The sequence below is a fragment of the Pseudoalteromonas sp. BSi20439 genome (assembly GCF_000241165.1).
Taxonomy (GTDB): Bacteria; Pseudomonadota; Gammaproteobacteria; order Enterobacterales; family Alteromonadaceae; genus Pseudoalteromonas.
In genome coordinates this window covers 84,288-103,211 of the sequence record NZ_BADW01000099.1, presented here as the reverse complement: position 1 = coordinate 103,211, position 18,924 = coordinate 84,288, and the positions used below count along the sequence as shown (strand labels likewise).

Below are 18,924 nucleotides of genomic sequence, written 5' to 3'. Positions count from 1 at the left end.
TACAGCAGTGTGTTTGGTATTTAGACAAGGCAGAGCCTATGTAGTGTGGTTATTCCACATAAATAGGCGATAACGCAGCATAAATGCCAAACACGCGCTGCCCTTTGGGTTCGACCCAAAGGAGGTTTACTCTTTGTTGCTCGGTTTTTACTTAGCCCACTAGGTTACAAACCTCACGCCGCGATTAAACCACCCTTGGATTGAATAAACTTTAATCCTGAAAGACCAACAGACCCTAGTCAGATTTGATTTAGGCTGTTATACTGTGCTATTCACTGCGTCACATTATTCTGGTTAGCCTTTGAGCAAACTCCATGATGGCGCCTGTTGTATCAACTTATCAGAGTGGAAGAAACAATCTCTATGGATCCAACTCCTCAGTCACAATTAAAACTTCTGATTCAAAAAGGTAAAGAGCAAGGTTACTTAACTTTTGCAGAAGTTAATGATCACCTTCCACAAGATATTATCGACTCAGATCAAGTAGAAGATATCATTAGCATGATTAATGACATGGGTATCAAGGTTAGCGAAAACGCGCCTGATGCTGATGAATTAATGATGCAAGAAACCACGACAGACGAAGACGCAGCGGAAGCTGCCGCTGCAGCCCTTGCTACTGTAGAAAAAGAAATTGGCCGTACAACTGACCCTGTTCGCATGTATATGCGTGAAATGGGTACTGTTGAGCTTCTTACCCGTGAAGGCGAAATTGTTATCGCTAAACGTATTGAAGAAGGCATTAACCAAGTACAAATTTCGGTTGCTGAATACCCAGAAGCGATCACTTACCTACTTGAACAGTGGGATAAGTTTGAAGCAGAAGAGATGCGTCTTAGCGACATTATCTCTGGCTTTTTCGATCCTGATGCAGACGAAGCACCACCGATTGCTGCCACTAACATTGGTTCTGAATTAAGCGAAAAACAGCTTGATGACAGCGATGATGATGACGATGACAGCGATGATGAAGACGAAGAAGAAGTAGATACAGGGCCAGATCCTGAAGAAGCGCGCATCCATTTCGAAAACTTACGTGATTTATACACTAAAGCACGTGAAACATTCGATAAAAAAGGTCGCTCTCACCCAGAATCTCAAGCCGCTATTTTAGAAATCGGTGAGTTGTTCAGAACCTTCAAACTTGTGCCTAAACAATTTGATCGTATGGTTAATAACATGCGTGAAATGATGGACCGAGTTCGCGTTCAAGAACGTCTTATCATGAAGCATGCAGTACAAGTTTCAAAGCTTCCAAAGAAAACCTTTGTTAAGCATTTTGCAAACAACGAAACTGACACAGCATGGCTTGATATTGAAATTGCAGCCAACGAAAAGCATTCAGCTAAACTTGAAGAAGTGAAGCCTGAAATACTTCGTTGTATTAGCAAACTTACTTCAATGGAAGAAAGCACTGGCTTAAGCATTGAACGTATTAAAGACATAAACCGTCGCATGAGTATTGGTGAAGCGAAAGCGCGCCGTGCTAAAAAAGAGATGGTAGAAGCAAACTTACGTCTTGTAATTTCAATTGCGAAAAAATACACCAACCGTGGCTTACAGTTCTTGGATTTAATTCAAGAAGGTAACATTGGTCTGATGAAAGCGGTTGATAAATTTGAATACCGTCGTGGTTATAAGTTCTCTACTTATGCTACGTGGTGGATCCGCCAAGCAATTACGCGCTCTATTGCTGACCAAGCAAGAACGATCCGTATTCCAGTACATATGATTGAAACGATCAATAAATTGAACCGTATTTCACGTCAAATGTTACAAGAAATGGGTCGTGAGCCAAATCCAGAAGAATTAGCTGAACGCATGATGATGCCTGAGGATAAAATCCGTAAGGTACTTAAGATTGCAAAAGAGCCAATTTCAATGGAAACACCGATTGGTGATGATGAAGATTCGCACTTAGGCGACTTCATCGAAGATACCACTATTGATTCGCCTATCGATTCGGCAACAATGGAGTCTCTTCGTGGCGCAACTAACGATGTGCTAGCTGGCTTAACAGCCCGTGAAGCGAAAGTATTACGTATGCGTTTTGGTATTGATATGAATACCGACCACACGTTAGAAGAAGTAGGTAAGCAATTTGACGTAACACGTGAGCGTATTCGTCAAATTGAAGCGAAGGCACTGCGTAAATTACGTCACCCTTCTCGCTCTGATTTACTGAAAAGCTTTTTAGACGCTAAGTAATCTAGCGTTACATTATGAGTTAACTTAAAAGGCCGCTGTAGCGGCCTTTTTTCTATTTCAAGGAAATAAACATGGCCTGGATCCAAATCCGTATCAATGCCAATGCTGCAACTGCTGATGCCGTCAGTGACCTATTAATGGAAGCTGGTAGTGCTTCAGTCACCTTTATTGATGCAAAAGACACCCCTATTTATGAGCCTAAAATTGGCACTGTCGTTTTTTGGGCTGACACCACAGTAATTGGCCTGTTCGAAGCTAATCATGATATGAACGCCGTGGTTGCGCTATTAAAGCGCCATGATGAACTAAAAGACAATTTAGTTTACAAAATTGAGCAACTCGAAGACAAAGACTGGGAACGTGAATGGATGGATAATTTCCACCCCATTCAATTTGGCGAAAAACTCTGGATTTGTCCTAGCTGGCGCGATATTCCAGACCCTGACGCAGTCAATGTACTGCTTGATCCAGGCCTTGCATTTGGAACTGGCACACACGCCACCACCGCGCTGTGTTTAAAGTGGCTTGAAAGCCAAGACTTAACTGGTAAAACGGTAGTCGATTTTGGCTGTGGCTCAGGCATATTAGGCATTGCAGCAATTAAATTAGGTGCTGAGCGCATGATTGGGATAGATATAGACCCACAAGCGCTAGAAGCAAGCCTAGATAACGCTAATCGTAATGGCGTTGCTGACAAGCTTGAAGTTTACCTTCCAGAAAACCAGCCTGAGTTTACTGCTGACATTGTAGTGGCAAATATTTTAGCGCAACCACTGCGTGAGCTTCATAGTGTTATTTTAGGATTATTAAAGCCAGGCGGTAAAATTGCCATGTCTGGCATTTTAGAAGAACAAGCACAATCGGTTGCCGATATATACGCGCCCTTTATTGAACTCGATGAAATTGCCATTGAAGGTGATTGGACCCGAGTCAGTGGCACTAAAAAAGCGTAATAGTGCGTTTTTAAAAAATTTAGAGTATTAACTCAAAAGTCGTATCTAGAGCCTGTATTTAACAGGCTTTACTATTTTTTTTACATAATAAAAAATAAAGATTTTTTATTATAAAAACAACGACCGTTCAAAATTCACACAAATAAACCGCTTCGTCATACGGTTATCAAATGTCAATACGAAAAGAGCAAAAAAAAGTCACTTTTGTTCAATTTATAGCCTTTGATTTTTGCGCAAAAAGCCGTAAACTTAGCGCCCCTTGAAAAGAGGCCTATTGAATATCGTGCGTATCGGTTCATACCAACTTGAGAATAATGTCATTGTCGCGCCTATGGCGGGCATAACAGACAGACCATTTAGACAGCTATGTCGTCGTTTAGGCGCTGGCCTTGCTGTGTCTGAAATGCTGTCGTCGAATCCGAAGGTTTGGAAAACCGAAAAGTCGATGAACCGAATGGATCATTCTGGTGAGTCGGGTATACGTGCGGTGCAAATTGCAGGAGCAGACCCTGAGCTTATGGCACAGGCCGCACAATTCAATGTTGCAAACGGTGCACAGATCATAGATATCAATATGGGGTGCCCAGCAAAAAAAGTGAACAAGAAACTTGCAGGCTCAGCCTTATTACAGTTTCCAGAACTCGTGGAAGAGATTATTGATGCCGTCGTTAATGCGGTTGATATACCTGTGACACTTAAAATCCGTACTGGATGGGATCAGGACAACCGTAATGGTGTAGAGATTGCAAGAATAGCTGAACGTTATGGCATTGCATCACTGGCTGTACATGGGCGCACGCGCGCATGTATGTATAAAGGTGATGCTGAGTACGCCACTATTAGGGATATAAAACGTTCAGTGTCGATACCTGTGGTTGCTAATGGTGATATTACATCACCAGAAAAAGCAAAACAGGTTTTGGACTATACGGGTGCAGATGCCATTATGATTGGTCGAGCCGCCCAAGGTCGCCCTTGGATATTTAGGGAGATAGACCACTATTTGCGAACTGGTGAACATATGCAGCCACCTGCTATAGCAGAGGTGCGCAGTATTTTAATGGAGCATTTAACTAACCTCCATATGTTTTACGGTGAGCCAATGGGAGCACGAATCGCTCGCAAACATGTATCTTGGTATTTGCAAACCCATGACAGTGACGGTCAGTTTAGGCGAGTATTTAATGCGCTCGACAATTCAGAGGCACAGGTCGTCGCATTAGAGCAATACTTTAAAACACTAGCAGCTAACTAAGAAAGAAAGAGACTTTATAATGTTCGAACAAAACGTGACTTCTCCATTTATCACTAACCCTCATGTTCAGTCACACGAGAAACCGCAGCCATTGCGTGATGCAGTAAAAAAAGCTGTTCACCACTACTTAAAGCAGCTTAACGGTCAAGATGTGCAAGACGTTTACGACCTTGTTCTTTCTGAGCTAGAAGCGCCATTGCTTGAAGAAGTAATGACTTACACACGTGGTAACCAAACTCGTGCGGCAATTTTACTAGGTATCAACCGTGGTACTTTACGTAAAAAGCTTAAAAAATACGGTATGAACTGATACCAGCTATATTGAAACCGTAATCATTCTAACGAGCTAAATAAGTCCCTAACTGCGTTAAAAATTTTTTATGTAGAATAACTACACAGCAAAATTTTTGCCTTGTTATTGACTTATTTATCTGTCGTTATAATTGCTTACTAATCCAATACAACTGGTATAAAGTATTTTGAGTAGAAAGCACCTTAGGGTGCTTTTTTTATATGCAAAATTTATTAACGAAATTGCAAAATGCTCACGCTTTATGGGTCGTTATAAGTCGTTTTTTGGGTCGGAATCAGTTAAAATACGCGCTTCTAAGCTAGCTCATTAACTGAGGGAATCAAACTACAATGGATACACATCGTCCTATACGTCGCGCACTTTTGAGTGTGTCAGACAAAACCGGTATTGTTGAATTTGCCCGTGCACTCGAAGCACAAGGTGTTGAAATACTTTCAACTGGCGGCACTTGTAAACTACTTGCTGATAATGCGATCAAAGTTACCGAAGTATCAGATCACACCGGTCACCCTGAGATCATGGATGGTCGCGTAAAAACCCTACACCCAAAAATTCATGGCGGTATTCTTGCTCGTCGTGGCCAAGATGAAGGCGTAATGGCAGATAACAACATTGCTGCTATCGACATCGTTGTAGTTAACTTATACCCCTTTGCGAATACTGTCGCTCAAGAAAACTGCAGCCTTGAAGATGCTATTGAAAACATCGATATTGGCGGCCCAACTATGGTGCGTGCAGCGGCTAAAAATCACAAAGATGTGACCATTGTTGTTAACGCAAACGACTATGACCGTGTTATTAGCGAAATGCAAAATAACAACGGCTCAACGACTTACAAAACCCGCTTTGATTTAGCTATTGCAGCTTATGAGCATACAGCGCAATACGATGGTATGATTGCTAACTACTTCGGTAAAATGGTTCCTGATTACACAGAGGAAGCGGCTGAAGATACTAAGTTCCCTCGTACTATCAATATGCAATTCACTAAAAAACAAGATATGCGTTACGGTGAAAATTCGCATCAGGATGCCGCGTTTTATGTTGAAAACGACATCTCTGAAGCATCAGTTGCGACAGCCACTCAACTGCAAGGTAAAGCACTATCGTTTAACAATATTGCCGATACCGATGCCGCACTTGAGTGTGTTAAAGAATTTGATGTACCTGCGTGTGTTATTGTAAAACATGCTAATCCATGTGGTGTTTCAATTGGCGACAATATCTTAGAAGCATACGATCGTGCTTTTAAAACTGACCCAACATCAGCGTTTGGCGGCATTATTGCTTTTAACCAAGAACTTGATGCAAAAACTGCACAAGCGATTGTTGAACGTCAATTTGTTGAAGTTATTATTGCGCCAAGCGTGAGTGCAGAAGCGGCTCAAATAGTCTCGGCTAAGCAAAATGTTCGCTTATTAGAGTGTGGTGAGTTTTCAGCTAAAGGCACAGGCCATGACATTAAACGCGTTAATGGCGGCGTTCTAATTCAAGACCGTGATTTAGGTATGGTAACGCAAGGCGACTTAACGGTTGTCTCTAAGCGCCAGCCTTCTGAGCAAGAACTTAAAGATTTATTATTTTGCTGGAAAGTCGCTAAATTTGTAAAATCAAACGCCATTGTTTATGCCCGCGACGGTATGACTATTGGTGTAGGCGCAGGCCAAATGAGCCGCGTTTACTCAGCTAAAATCGCCGGTATTAAAGCCGCCGATGAAAACCTTGAAGTAAAAGGTTCGGTAATGGCATCAGATGCATTTTTCCCATTCCGTGATGGTATTGATGCTGCAGCCGCTGCAGGCATTACCGCGGTTATTCAACCGGGTGGTTCAATGCGCGATAAAGAAGTAATTGCCGCCGCTGATGAAGCCGGTATGGCAATGGTGTTTACGGGTATGCGCCATTTCCGCCATTAATCGCTTAAAGAGCTAACTACTTCAGTTAGCTCTTTTTGTTTGCATCAAATTCACGTATTCTGCTTATTCTATAACCATGACTAACAATTATAATGTGAAGGATTAGACGATGAAATTTGCACTAAAATCTCTACTGGTTGCCACACTGTCATTAAGTTCAACAATGGTATTGGCACACAACCACGGCCACGAATCAGCATTAACAAATGCAGTTAAAGCAAGCGAGCGCAGCAGTGAGCGCGATCAATACCGCAATCCTGTAGAAACTCTGGAGTTTTTTGGCTTTAAACCAACAATGACTGTGGTAGAAATTGCGCCTGGCGGTGGTTGGTATAGTGAAATTTTAGCGCCAGCATTAAAAGAGCAAGGCACCTATTATGCCGCGCATTTTCCTGCTGATTCATCGGTAGGTTACTACCAACGTTCTCTTGCTGGTTTTAAAGCTAAAATCGCTGAAGATGCCCGCTTTAGTGACGTTAAACTTACTGAGTTTGCTCCTTCTACTCATTTAGATATTGCCCCTGCGAGTAGCGCCGATATGGTACTTACTTTTCGTAATGTCCATAACTGGTACATGAGTAAAGATAAAGAAGCTGCAAGCAATGCATTTAAGTCTTTTTATACAGCACTTAAACCTGGCGGCACTTTAGGTGTAGTTGAACATCGCCTACCCGAAGAGCAAGCCGATGAAATGCAAAAGTCATCAGGTTATATGAAGCAAAGTGTGGTTATTGCACTTGCTGAACAAGCAGGTTTTGAACTTGAAGCAAAAAGCGATATTAATGCAAACCCTCTTGATACAGCCGATCACCCTAAAGGGGTATGGACCCTTCCACCTAGCCTTAGACTTGGCGAGCAAGATGCCGCTAAATATAAAGCCATAGGTGAAAGCGACCGTATGACGCTGAAATTTAAAAAACCGCTTTAAATAGGATATTCGCCATGAATGTATTAGTCATTGGCAGCGGCGGCCGCGAACACGCACTTGCGTTTAAGGCCGCTCAAAATACAAAAGTAAACACTGTTTATGTTGCACCAGGTAATGCCGGCACAGCCCTTGAGCCAAAACTTGAGAACGTAGCAATTAACGTTGAAGACCTTGATGGGCTACTGAGCTTTGCACAACAAAATAATGTTGAGCTAACCATTGTTGGTCCAGAAGTGCCATTGGTGTTAGGCGTTGTTGATAAGTTTCGTGAACACGGCTTAGCCATTTTTGGCCCAACAGCCGGTGCAGCGCAGCTTGAAGGGTCTAAATCGTTCACTAAAGACTTTTTAGCACGTCATGCTATTCCAACGGCTGATTACCAAACGTTTGAACAAATCGACCCCGCGCTTGCCTACTTAAAAGAGAAAGGCGCACCGATTGTTATAAAAGCTGATGGTTTAGCGGCCGGTAAAGGCGTGATTGTAGCTATGGACGAGCGCGATGCAGAAGAAGCTATTCGCGATATGCTTGCGGGTAATGCCTTTGGTGAAGCTGGCAGCCGTGTTGTCATCGAAGAGTTTTTAGAAGGTGAAGAAGCGTCGTTTATTGTAATGGTTGATGGTAAAAACGTACTGCCGTTTGCAACCAGCCAAGACCATAAACGCGCTTACAATGGCGATGCAGGCCCTAATACTGGCGGCATGGGTGCATACTCACCAGCGCCTGTAGTCACCGATGAAATTCATCAACGCATTATGAATGAAGTGATTTACCCAACGGTAGAAGGTATGGCTGATGAAGGCCATCCGTACACTGGCTTTTTATATGCAGGCTTGATGATAGATGACACCGGCACACCAAAAGTTATTGAATATAACTGTCGTTTTGGCGACCCTGAAACACAACCTATGATGCTTCGCTTACAATCAGATTTAGTTGAACTAATTGAAGCTGCTAACCGTGTAGAACTTGATAAAACCACCATTGAGTTTGATTCACGTGCTGCTGTAGGTGTTGTTTTAGCTGCCAAAGGTTACCCAGATAACTACCCGAAAGGCGATGCAATAAGTGGCCTAAAAGTAACCTACCCTGAAGGCGAAAAAGTTTTTCACGCAGGGACTAAGCAAGATGGCGATAACGTAGTAACTGCCGGTGGTAGAGTATTATGTGCAACGGCACTAGGTAATACCGTTACCGAAGCGCAACAACGTGCCTATAAACTGGTTGATGAAATCAGCTGGGACGGCATGGAATACCGTACAGATATAGCCTATCGTGCAATTGCTCGTGAACAATAATTATTGAGTTTTACTCATTAAACTTTATAAGCGCAGATTATCTGCGCTTTTTACTGCTACACTATAAAAAACAATCAGGGCACAGATTAATATTGGATTTTAAAACCTTGCGCTATCATGCGATAGCGGTCGTGATACTTATTTTTATTTTTTATTATCAGCACATTGTCATCAAACTTTGTGATGCCCTCTCGCTATACTATAGATAAAATCACCCCTGTTTACCTCGATCATGCTTATTACATAGATGAAACCAAGACACAAAACTTCGCAGAAGTAATGAGTACACAAACGCAGTTTACACAGCAAGAATTTAACGATATTCCTTGGAGCTTTAAACAGCAAAATTATTGGTTACGCCTTGATTTAGAAAATAAAAGTAGCCAACAAGAAGATGTAGTGGCGCACTTTGATAACCCAATGGCGGATCATCTCACCATATACCGACTTAATAATAACAACCAGCTACTCGATACTTATAAGCTTGGCGACAAAGAGCCGCGCCTGACTCTGTTTGAATACAGTGTACCCCATATTCGTTTTAAGCTTGATGGTCAATCTACGCAACGCCTCATTATAAAAATAGATACCGTGGGGATCAGTAAAACCCCAATTCATTTATATCGCCATACAGTATTTGTTGACTTGATGCGCTCTCAAACGGGCATTTGGGGAATTTTTGTTGGCGTACTGTTAATGGCTTCACTGTATAACCTATTGCTTTATTTTGGTATTAAAGACCGCGTATATTTGGTTTATATTGGCTACATTATTAGCGCTATTGCATTAATGGGCACGGTGCTTGGGTTTGGCTTTTACTTATGGCCGCTTGAATGGCAGTTATTTATTCACGAAAAAGTAATTGTAGCGAATTACGCTATTGCATTTTTTACCCTTGCTTTTTGCACACTGTTTTTGCGTTATCACAAAGATGGTTGCTGGCGTTATAAATTGAGCATCGGCTTATTAAGGCTAATGCTAGTGCTTGCTATATTGAGTTTTTTTATTCCTGAAAATATAGCAGCACCGATATTTTTTGTGATTTTAGGATCGCTCTATATCGTCTGCTTCATTTTAATTTATAACAAATTAAGAAGTGGTTTTCGCTGGGCTAAGTTTTACGTGTTTTCGTGGGTGCCACTGATCATTGGCGCTGCGATACAACCCTTAGAACTGACAGGCGTAATTTCCTATAGTTTTTCAATACGCCATGCATTTTTGATTGCCATTTTGTGTGAAATTGTCTTAATGGCAATGGCACTCGCTGATCGGATTCGTTATCAGCGTGAGCAAGCGCTGTACCATGCAACACATACTCAGCAAACCAAGCTACTCAATAGTGCAAAGTTAAAATATGCCTTTATGGCACTCAAAGCACAACAGCGCTCTACCACTTTATGTTTAGTGAAAATACGTCACTTTAATTCTCTAAATACTATTATTACCCCTTCGCAAGGGTATGAGCTCATTAAACATGTTGCTCAGGAGTTAGAACGCCAATTGAGCTTTGAACGAGAGTTCTCTCAGCTCAACAGTGGCATTAATCAGCCTGCTAAAATTGCTGATTTAGGCAGTGGCGTATTTGCCTGTATTTCCACTAAAAATCAGAGTCAGCATACACTCGAAGAATTACTCAAACAGATCTTAAATAAGTTACCAAAAACATATCAAATTAAAGGTCTAGACTTACAACTTAATTACAGTGTTGGCATTAGTGGTTACGGTAAACGTGATGATTTTGAGTTTTGGTTAAAACGAGGCTATTTAGCATTACACGACGCTAAACATAACCTAAGCAAAGTAAGCTCATCACTTGCGCATGATAACCTTACCATGGACGTTGCTCTTGCAGCCAAGCTACAGCAAGCGATAAGAGAGGATCAACTTGCCCTTTATTATCAACCACAAGTGAGCTTAGAGGAGTGCAGTATACACGGCGCGGAAGCCCTACTACGCTGGCCAGATGCTGACTTTAAAAATATTTCGATAGAAAAGCTGATTATGCTCGCTGAGCACACCGGTATTATTAATGAGCTAACCCTTTGGGTTATTGAGCAAGCCTGTAAAGACATTGCAAGGCTGGCAAACGATGGCATCAAAAATCACAGTGTTAGTGTGAATTTAAGTGCAAAAAATTTAGCCATCGCCAATTTAACGGAAAAAGTAGAGAATATTTTAATTAAGTATCAGGTCGCACCTCATTTATTAAAGTTTGAGCTGACTGAATCTGCTTTTGTCGAAAACCAAGATGCGTTAGTCACCTTAGTGGATGAACTTGCCACTTTAGGCGTTAAAGTAGTGCTAGATGACTTTGGTACAGGTTATTCATCGCTTAGCTACTTAGTTAACTATCATTTTAGCGAACTTAAAGTAGATAAGTCGTTCGTGTTTGATTTAACTGATAACCGTGCACATCAGGTTATTGTACAAACAGCCATAGATATGGCGCATAACCTGGGCCTAACGATTACGATTGAGGGCGTAGAGACTCAAGAGGTTCATCAACTACTTACAGCCATGAGAGCCGATCGTACCCAAGGCTACTTATATGCCAAAGCACTCTCTTATGATAATTATTTAGAGTTCTTAAAAAGCCAATACAGCCTAAAAATGTTAAACTCCCCTTTTTAACATCTTTGGGGCCAAGAAAAGATGCAAGGTACACTGCGTAAATTAAAGTCGAGCTTAACAGAGCCAGTTCAATATCATCTACCTGTAGGTGAGCAGCTGGTTGATTTAAATGCCTTAATTGGCAAACAGCTGACACTTACTTTTAGTGGCACAATTTTGTGCTCTAACTGTGGTAAAAAAACCAAAAAGAGCTACTCTCAAGGGCATTGCTTTGTATGTATGCGCAAACTTGCCAGTTGCGATATGTGTATCATGAAACCTGAAACCTGCCATTACGACCAAGGCACCTGTCGCGAGCCAGAGTGGGGTGAAGCAAATTGCATGATCCCGCATTATGTATACCTAGCAAATACCTCAGGATTAAAAGTGGGCATTACTCGCCATACACAAATCCCTACCCGTTGGATTGACCAAGGGGCAACCCAAGCCTTACCCATTTTTAAAGTGCAGACTCGTTTGCAATCGGGCTTAGTTGAAGTAGCATTGGCACAGTTTATTGCTGATAAAACCAATTGGCGCAATATGCTTAAAGGGCAAAACGACGCGCTTGATTTAAAAGCAGCGGCCGCTGAACTTATTCCACAAATAAGCGAAAAGCTTACAGAGCTGAGTGAGTTGTTTGGCGCAACCGCCATTGAACAACTTGATGAAGACGTAGTAAACCTTGATTTTCCAGTCAGTGAATACCCAACTAAAATTAGCTCATTTAACTTTGACAAAAACCCCGTTGTTAGCGGCGTTTTACAAGGTATAAAAGGTCAGTACTTAATTTTTGATAGTGGTGTGATTAATATTCGAAAATTCACCTCTTATGAAGTGAGTGTAGACTCAGAATAACCATTTGCTGCTTGGTTATAAAATGCTATCCATTGCTGTCGTGTTAATGGATAGCAATAATGGTAACCCTGAATAATATTGCAGCCTATTGTTGCTAAGTGTGCCTCTTGAGAGGCATGCTCTACCCCCTCAGCAACCACATCCAATCCTAAACTTGTCGCCATGGCTATAATCGCCGCAACAATTTGGCTATTGCCGTATTCATCAGGAATTTTCGCAATAAAGCTGGCATCTATTTTTAACGTATTAAAAGGCAATTTGGTTAAATAACTTAACGCCGAATACCCGGTGCCGAAATCATCAAGCGCGATATGTACACCTAACGCTTTAAGCTGTTGTAATTGTTCTTTTGCCTGTGAAAAAGAGCCTATAAAGCTACTTTCTGTCAGCTCTATTTCAAGTAAACTTCCTGGTAATTGATAGTGAGTAAGCATGGCCTTAATATTATCAGCCAACTTACCTTGGCTTAGGTGGCAAGCAGATACATTAATTGCTAAACGCCCAGGGTTCATTCCTTTTGCTTGCCAAAGAGTTAACTCTTTACCGGCTTGGTTAATAACCCATAAATCGAGACGTACAACTAAACCTAACTCTTCAGCGAGTGGAATAAACTGCGCTGGTGAAATAGTGCCTAAATCAGGGTCATGCCAACGCAGTAATGCTTCAGCCCCCATAATCGCCCCTGCTTTTAAACATTTTTTAGGCTGAAAATAAAGCTCAAACTCATCATGTTCGAGTGCATGTTGAAAGCGGCTCATCATCGCTAAGCGCTCTAGAGAGCGTGCATTCATTGAGGGTTGAAACAACTGAAACGAATTACGCCCTACATCTTTTGAGCGATACATGGCAATATCAGCATGCTTTAATAATGTTTCACTGTCCAAGCCATCGTCGGGATAAACGGCAGCCCCTATAGAGGCGGTAACACCCACTTCAAATCCTTCCAATTTGAAGGGGGTATTTAAGTGATTTAAAATCCCTTCTGCAAGTCTGATAACAGCTGCTACGTTTTCAACCTCACACAATACAATAAACTCATCCCCCCCTAATCGCGCCAGTGTATCTCCCTCATTAAGAGTGTTAATAATGCGCTCAGAGACTAATTTTAATAAGGTATCACCGGCGTTATGGCCTAAGCTGTCGTTTACCTCTTTAAAACGGTCTAGGTCAATAAACATTACCGCCAACATTTGTTTATCTCTGTGAGCTGCGGCCAGTGCCATAGAGAGTCTATCGTTAAATAAGCGCCGGTTAGGTAAGCCAGTTAGCTCATCAAAATACGCGAGCTGCACCACTTTTTCTTCTGCACTTTTTCGCTCTGTTATGTCACTAAAAATAGCGGCATAAATCACATCACTATGACTTGGCTCTTTTATCTCTATAATACTGAGCCATTCAATATAAATATCGCCAGATTTTTTACGATTATGAATTTCCCCCTGCCATACCCCTGTTTTGGTCAGTGAATCCCACATTTTTATGTAAAAGTTTTTATCATGACGCCCTGAACTCAACATATTTGGCCGCTTACCTATCACCTCATATTCTTTGTAACCGGTTAAATGGGTAAATGCAGGATTTACTTGCATAATCACCCCATTCGAGTCGGTGATCATGATGCCATCTAGAGAGGAGTCGATAATTTTATTGGCTAAAAATAAATTACGCTGTGAGTGCTGCAGTGCAATATCACGCTGCTGAAGTACCTTTTCAAGCTCACAACAATAAGCGGTTTCAATTTCATTAATTAGGTTTTCAAGCGACAATACACCATTAATTTGATTATTTTCGCTTACCACTAAATGCCGAATATTACTTTCAGACATTAACCTGTAAGCATCAAAAAGGCTGTCTTGAGGGCTTATTTTATAAAGAGGACGGCTCGCTAAATCCCAACAAACAAGATGGTTATGCTGCTCGGTGATGAGCTTTAGTAAATCACGTTGGGTAATAATGCCATGGACATTTTCATCTTCATTAAAGACTAAAATCACTTTTTCAGCGTATTCGCGCATTAAGTTAACCGCGTCATTAATTGCTAATGAACTGGGGACGACTCTTATTTTTTTATTATACTGATCGTTTATCGGCCTAAATTGCAGGTAATGCTCTAATCCTTGATTACTCACAATATCAGTAATACTGATCACCCCACTTGGGTTATCGTTGGCATCGGTTACTAGTAAATGCTTAACCCCGTGCTTATTAAATACCATCGCGGTGTCGGTTAATAATTGTTGGCCGGGTACACTTAATACTGGGCTCGACATCACATTCTCAATCATTACCTGTCTTAGTGTCTGATCAGAAAAGTTAAGCGTTAAGCAATCTGTTTCAGTCCATACCCCCACTATTTGCTGCTGATATTTAACAAAAATAGCGCTAACATTGTGCGCACGCATTAGTTTCACCGCTTCAATTAAAGAGGTATCCTTAGTGCAAGCGATCACCTTATTGGTAAAAACATCGCATACTTTTTGATAGCGGCTAGTGTGAGGCATTGCTTCTACTTCCAAAATTAAACCAATGCACGATTATAAATTATTCAGTAAATGACAATTTGATTTAGGACAATATATGAGCATCAGTTACCCATTAATTATTATTTATAATAATGAGATTGAGCTATTAGAGTATGCCGATGAGTTACATGACTTTATTTATACTCTGGACGTGAATGAGCAGCAAAACGTGGTTATTTTAGATAAGGTAAGTGGCTATCAAGGTTTAAATGGTGATGCACATAAGGCACTCAGTGCAATACAATTAGCGCAATTGGTAAAAGAATATTTAGCAAAAGAAGGACAATGCTGTCTCAGTAAAATAGAGCAGGTTACTCCTGAACAGGCATTTAGGTTACTCGCCGAAATCAACTAAGGCTTTAACGTGTGCAATTGCGCTGCGCCCGAGGGCAGACAGTGAGTATCCTCCCTCTAAATAAGAGATAATACCTAAGCAATCATGTTGTTGGCTAAATTGCGCTAATTGCTCAGTAAGCCATATATAATCACTTTCAACAAACTTTAAACTGGCCATATCATCTTCAAGGTGCGCATCAAACCCTGCGCTTATAAAAAGTAGCTCAGGCTTAAATTCTGTTAATTTTGGCAACCACTGCTGCTCATAAAGCGCTTTTAAATCAGTACCATCACTAGCTATAGGCAAAGGTGAATTTACCAGTGTGGCGTTATTTTTAATGGCGGTATTTGGATAAAATGGATATTGAAATAACGAGCACAGCAACACATTTTCATCATCCATAAAAATATCTTGCGTGCCATTGCCATGGTGCACATCAAAATCGATAATGGCAATGCGTTTCACCCCTTTGCTTTGTGCATATTTAACCGCAATCGCAAGGTTGTTAAACACACAAAAACCAGAAGAGCTGTCGCGATTAGCGTGATGCCCTGGCGGGCGCACTGAGCAAAACGCGGCATCCAATTTACCCTCTAAAATCTCATCAACAGCGAGTAACCCAGCTCCTACTGCACGCTCAATGGCTTTCAGTGAATCGGGGCACAACCAGGTATCGCCGTCCAAATCGCTAAGCCCTTCGATTGGGATCATACTTTCTACATGCTTAATGTGTTGCTCACTATGCGCTAATAAATAGTGCTCACGCGAGGCCTTAGGCGCTTGTTTTTGCTCAATAGCGACATCCAGTCCACTTGCAAGTAAACGGTCGTTAATGGCATCCAAACGCTCAGGGCACTCTGGATGATCGTCAATCATTTTATGTTTACGACAGTGGGGGTGAGAAATAATCGCAGTGCGCATAGCTAACTCCAAAGATAAGTTGCTTGACAAGTATAACAAAGCCACCTGAGGGTGGCTTTGCGACTTTGGTTGATACTAAACGACTATATAACCAAGGTTCAGGTTATTTAGCTTTTAAGTCGAGATTTCTAAAATCAAAGCTAAAATCGGTCACCTGCGTTGAAACTGCATTCATTTTCGCTGATTCTACGCGGTTATCTGCACTCATAGAAAAACGAATGAAGGCATCTGCTTCTAATAGTTTTTCATCCCACTTAACGATAAAGGTATTGCCAGTGTAATGCTCCAGTTCACCTTTAAGGCGCTTTGTGTGGGTAAAATCAATGCGTAATTTACCAGCTAGATCTTCTATAATGACATCGCCATACCAATCATCATGCAACGTACCGGTGTAATTAATCGCTGGTAATGCTGGCTGAATATCTGTTGGTACTGATGGAGCCGCGTTAGCATAAGCTTTTTCTTTACCTGCAAAATGCTTTTTAGCTAAATCTTCAACCCAGTCTTTATCTTCAAGCTCTAGTACATCTTCAAGTACCTCATGGGTCACCGCCGATAACGCAGAAAACGCTTGTTGGTTGCTTAATATCACAATCCCCACGTTTTTCTCTGGCAAAAGAGTAACCTGCGATACCATACCTAAAATACCACCACCATGTGCCAGCTTCTTAACGCCATGGTAATCTTCTATACTCCAACCTAACCCATAACCTCTAAATTGCTGATGGTACGCTTCATAAGCACTTTTAGATGCCAGTGAGGTAATATGTGGGTGCCACATTTGTGCTTGTTGTTTTTCGCTAAACAGCTGCTCGCCATTAGGCATTTTACCACCAGCAAGTTGAGTACGTAGCCATTGGCTCATATCATTTACGCTTGATGCAATGGCTCCTGCCCCTCTAAAATCTTCAAGGTAATTAACAAAAAAGGGATGTAATTTACCGTCCATTGGGATATGCCCAATTGCCCAGTTTTTGTTATTTTTAGCGATACGCGAAAAGCCAGCCCGTGAGTTGCTCATATTGAGCGGCTGTAAAATATTTTTTTCAATGTAGTCGTTCCAGCTCATCCCCGATATACGCGCAACAACTTCACCAGCGGTAACAAACATTAGGTTGTTGTAAGCATATTGGCTACGAAAACTGCTCGTAGGTTTTAAATATTTCAGCCCAGATAAAATATCGGCTACCGATTTATCTGTACTTGGCCAAATCATTAAATCGCCTTGACCAAGCCCTAAACCGCTACGATGACTAAGTAAATCGCGTATGCGCATTTCACGAGTAACGTATGGGTCGTACAATCTAAATTCAGGAAGATGGTCAATTACGCGGTCATCCCAGCTTAACTTGCCTTCATCCACCAGCTTAGCCAATGCTGCACTGGTAAATGCTTTGGTATTTGAAGCAATGCCAAATAAAGTGTCTTTATTCACCTTACTATTCGTATCAAGGTTGGCAACACCAAAGCCTTTAGCGAATACGACTTTGTCATTTTCAACAATAGCAACGGCCATTCCGGGTACATTAAACCGTGCCATTGAGGTATTGATCACCTCTGCTATTTTATCGGTATCAACCGCTGCAGAACTTGTAAATGCCCAGCCTGCAAGCAATGCGGCTGCAGCCAATTTTGTGAGTTTCATAGTGTTACCTTAGGTTATTATTTTTGTTTAGTCTCGATGAACCGCAAATTCTATTTCGGCGCGCGCTTTATTAGTATCTTGCTTACTCGGGTAAGCTAAAATGCGTTGACTATAATGCTCTGGCACACCGGCCTCAAGCGCACCACGGTATACATGCTGCACGTACCAGTCATAAGGTAGCAGTGTGTCGTCATGTGTGTTTGCTATGTAACAGTGCACATTAATGTCATCGTCATCTAAAAGGCTCACGGTTAAATCAACACAGTCGTAATTAGGGCCTTCAATTTTATCTAAGATCTCTTTTTCGGCCTCATTAAGCTGATACACCACCCCATATACCAGAGCATCGGGTTCATTGGTGGGTACAATAGTGCATTTACCTGAACCATCAGCAAAGGCCATATTAAAGGTTAACTTATAACCTTTTAAAAGCGCCGTACCCATACGTTTTGCATTAGGTAAACGTGCCAATAAACGATTAGATGACATATTGGAGCCAAACGAAAAATTATATAACGCCATACTATTCCTTTTTATATAACAACTCGCACAGCCAGTGCGATTAAAATAATGCCAATGCCGCGATCGAACCAATAACCACTTTGTTGAAAAAAGTTACGCACCCGTGCTTTTGATAACAATAGCGACAAAATAGAAAACCAAGCCCAAGTAGCAAGCGCCATATAAACACCATACCCCACTTGCACTATTACCGGTGTGGTTGGACTAATCACTAAGGTAAACAGCGACATAAAAAATAGTGTAGCCTTAGGGTTTAATGCGTTGGTAAAAAAACCACGGCGAAACGCATGCCATGATGACTCAGCGGCAAGACTGGGTTTTATCTGCTCATTATTGGCGGTATTTGAAGGTTTGGCAGCGCGCAGCGCCTGCACACCTAAATACGCTAAATAAGCACCGGCTATATATTTAAGTGCCATAAACAACGAAGGCGATTGAGTTAAAACCAGCGCGACTCCCAACACGCAATAAGCTATGTGTAATAAAATAGCTGCGCCTACACCTGCACTGGTCCATAGCGCATTATGCCTTCCATATTGTACGCTTTGCTTAAGTACCACTGCAAAATCGGGCCCGGGGCTGGCCACTGCAAAAAAGTGAGCAATGGCAATTAATAAAAACTCATCAATATAGGCCAT

Annotated in this window: 14 protein-coding genes and 1 pseudogene; 10 read left to right on the top strand and 5 right to left on the bottom strand. The window is 41.6% G+C overall.

The genetic code is table 11. From position 1 onward, the window contains the following. Nucleotides 1–363: 363 nt before the first annotated feature. The 9 genes and pseudogenes from rpoD to P20439_RS09340 all read left to right on the top strand — a co-directional run bounded on the left by rpoD (nucleotide 364) and on the right by P20439_RS09340 (nucleotide 12,339). A complete protein-coding gene (rpoD, locus tag P20439_RS09380) occupies nucleotides 364–2,208 on the top strand; it encodes an RNA polymerase sigma factor RpoD (protein WP_008114873.1) in 1,845 nt (614 codons plus the stop codon). A 71-nt stretch (nucleotides 2,209–2,279) separates the two neighbouring features. Continuing rightward, complete coding sequence (gene prmA / locus P20439_RS09375; RefSeq protein ID WP_008466387.1) at nucleotides 2,280–3,161, top strand: 50S ribosomal protein L11 methyltransferase; 882 nt, start codon at nucleotides 2,280–2,282, stop codon at nucleotides 3,159–3,161. Between the two features lie 283 nt (nucleotides 3,162–3,444). Next, on the top strand, nucleotides 3,445–4,416 hold the full coding sequence (gene dusB, locus P20439_RS09370) for a tRNA dihydrouridine synthase DusB (RefSeq protein ID WP_171034673.1): 972 nt from the start codon (nucleotides 3,445–3,447) through the stop codon (nucleotides 4,414–4,416). A gap of 19 nt (nucleotides 4,417–4,435) precedes the next feature. Next, complete coding sequence (gene fis / locus P20439_RS09365) at nucleotides 4,436–4,726, top strand: DNA-binding transcriptional regulator Fis (RefSeq protein WP_002957804.1); 291 nt, start codon at nucleotides 4,436–4,438, stop codon at nucleotides 4,724–4,726. Nucleotides 4,727–5,058: 332 nt separating this feature from the next. Continuing rightward, entirely contained in the window at nucleotides 5,059–6,645 is a 1,587-nt protein-coding gene (gene purH, locus P20439_RS09360; RefSeq protein ID WP_008466382.1) for a bifunctional phosphoribosylaminoimidazolecarboxamide formyltransferase/IMP cyclohydrolase, read from the top strand. A gap of 109 nt (nucleotides 6,646–6,754) precedes the next feature. Then, complete coding sequence (locus P20439_RS09355; RefSeq protein WP_008114862.1) at nucleotides 6,755–7,573, top strand: class I SAM-dependent methyltransferase; 819 nt, start codon at nucleotides 6,755–6,757, stop codon at nucleotides 7,571–7,573. A gap of 14 nt (nucleotides 7,574–7,587) precedes the next feature. Next, the gene (purD, locus tag P20439_RS09350) at nucleotides 7,588–8,871 is read left to right on the top strand and encodes a phosphoribosylamine--glycine ligase (protein WP_008114861.1); all 1,284 of its coding nucleotides are present in this window, start codon (nucleotides 7,588–7,590) and stop codon (nucleotides 8,869–8,871) included. 92 nt (nucleotides 8,872–8,963) lie between these two features. Further along, nucleotides 8,964–11,502, top strand: a pseudogene (locus tag P20439_RS09345) (EAL domain-containing protein). Nucleotides 11,503–11,523: 21 nt separating this feature from the next. Then, entirely contained in the window at nucleotides 11,524–12,339 is an 816-nt protein-coding gene (locus P20439_RS09340; RefSeq protein ID WP_008114859.1) for a DUF2797 domain-containing protein, read from the top strand. Here P20439_RS09340 and P20439_RS09335 read toward each other — a convergent pair. Next, nucleotides 12,312–14,840, bottom strand: coding sequence for an EAL domain-containing protein (locus P20439_RS09335; protein WP_008466378.1), 2,529 nt, complete (start codon nucleotides 14,838–14,840; stop codon nucleotides 12,312–12,314). The two genes, P20439_RS09340 and P20439_RS09335, sit on opposite strands and share 28 nt — an antisense overlap. A 76-nt stretch (nucleotides 14,841–14,916) precedes the next feature. Here P20439_RS09335 and P20439_RS09330 point away from each other — a divergent pair, with 76 nt between their 5' ends. Beyond that, nucleotides 14,917–15,216 carry a DUF4144 family protein gene (locus tag P20439_RS09330; RefSeq protein WP_008114855.1) on the top strand — a complete coding sequence of 100 codons (300 nt, stop codon included), beginning with the start codon at nucleotides 14,917–14,919 and terminating at the stop codon, nucleotides 15,214–15,216. Here the strand turns inward: P20439_RS09330 and P20439_RS09325 are convergent. From P20439_RS09325 to P20439_RS09310, 4 genes are all read right to left on the bottom strand, one after another. Beyond that, complete coding sequence (locus P20439_RS09325) at nucleotides 15,196–16,119, bottom strand: histone deacetylase family protein (protein WP_008114852.1); 924 nt, start codon at nucleotides 16,117–16,119, stop codon at nucleotides 15,196–15,198. The genes P20439_RS09330 and P20439_RS09325 overlap by 21 nt on opposite strands. A 103-nt stretch (nucleotides 16,120–16,222) precedes the next feature. After that, the gene (locus tag P20439_RS09320; RefSeq protein WP_008114850.1) at nucleotides 16,223–17,764 is read right to left on the bottom strand and encodes a serine hydrolase; all 1,542 of its coding nucleotides are present in this window, start codon (nucleotides 17,762–17,764) and stop codon (nucleotides 16,223–16,225) included. Nucleotides 17,765–17,791: 27 nt separating this feature from the next. After that, entirely contained in the window at nucleotides 17,792–18,286 is a 495-nt protein-coding gene (locus P20439_RS09315; protein ID WP_008114849.1) for a gamma-glutamylcyclotransferase family protein, read from the bottom strand. 11 nt (nucleotides 18,287–18,297) lie between these two features. Further along, a complete protein-coding gene (locus P20439_RS09310; RefSeq protein ID WP_008114848.1) occupies nucleotides 18,298–18,924 on the bottom strand; it encodes a LysE family translocator in 627 nt (208 codons plus the stop codon).

Excerpts from the sequence above, each read along its gene's own strand:
- rpoD (WP_008114873.1), top strand. The coding sequence starts at position 364 with ATGGATCCAACTCCTCAGTCACAATTAAAACTTCTGATTCAAAAAGGT.
- prmA (WP_008466387.1), top strand. The coding sequence starts at position 2,280 with ATGGCCTGGATCCAAATCCGTATCAATGCCAATGCTGCAACTGCTGAT.
- fis (WP_002957804.1), top strand. The coding sequence starts at position 4,436 with ATGTTCGAACAAAACGTGACTTCTCCATTTATCACTAACCCTCATGTT.
- purH (WP_008466382.1), top strand. The coding sequence starts at position 5,059 with ATGGATACACATCGTCCTATACGTCGCGCACTTTTGAGTGTGTCAGAC.
- P20439_RS09355 (WP_008114862.1), top strand. The coding sequence starts at position 6,755 with ATGAAATTTGCACTAAAATCTCTACTGGTTGCCACACTGTCATTAAGT.
- purD (WP_008114861.1), top strand. The coding sequence starts at position 7,588 with ATGAATGTATTAGTCATTGGCAGCGGCGGCCGCGAACACGCACTTGCG.
- P20439_RS09340 (WP_008114859.1), top strand. The coding sequence starts at position 11,524 with ATGCAAGGTACACTGCGTAAATTAAAGTCGAGCTTAACAGAGCCAGTT.
- P20439_RS09335 (WP_008466378.1), bottom strand. The coding sequence starts at position 14,840 with ATGCCTCACACTAGCCGCTATCAAAAAGTATGCGATGTTTTTACCAAT.
- P20439_RS09330 (WP_008114855.1), top strand. The coding sequence starts at position 14,917 with ATGAGCATCAGTTACCCATTAATTATTATTTATAATAATGAGATTGAG.
- P20439_RS09325 (WP_008114852.1), bottom strand. The coding sequence starts at position 16,119 with ATGCGCACTGCGATTATTTCTCACCCCCACTGTCGTAAACATAAAATG.
- P20439_RS09320 (WP_008114850.1), bottom strand. The coding sequence starts at position 17,764 with ATGAAACTCACAAAATTGGCTGCAGCCGCATTGCTTGCAGGCTGGGCA.
- P20439_RS09315 (WP_008114849.1), bottom strand. The coding sequence starts at position 18,286 with ATGGCGTTATATAATTTTTCGTTTGGCTCCAATATGTCATCTAATCGT.
- P20439_RS09310 (WP_008114848.1), bottom strand. The coding sequence starts at position 18,924 with ATGGCCTATATTGATGAGTTTTTATTAATTGCCATTGCTCACTTTTTT.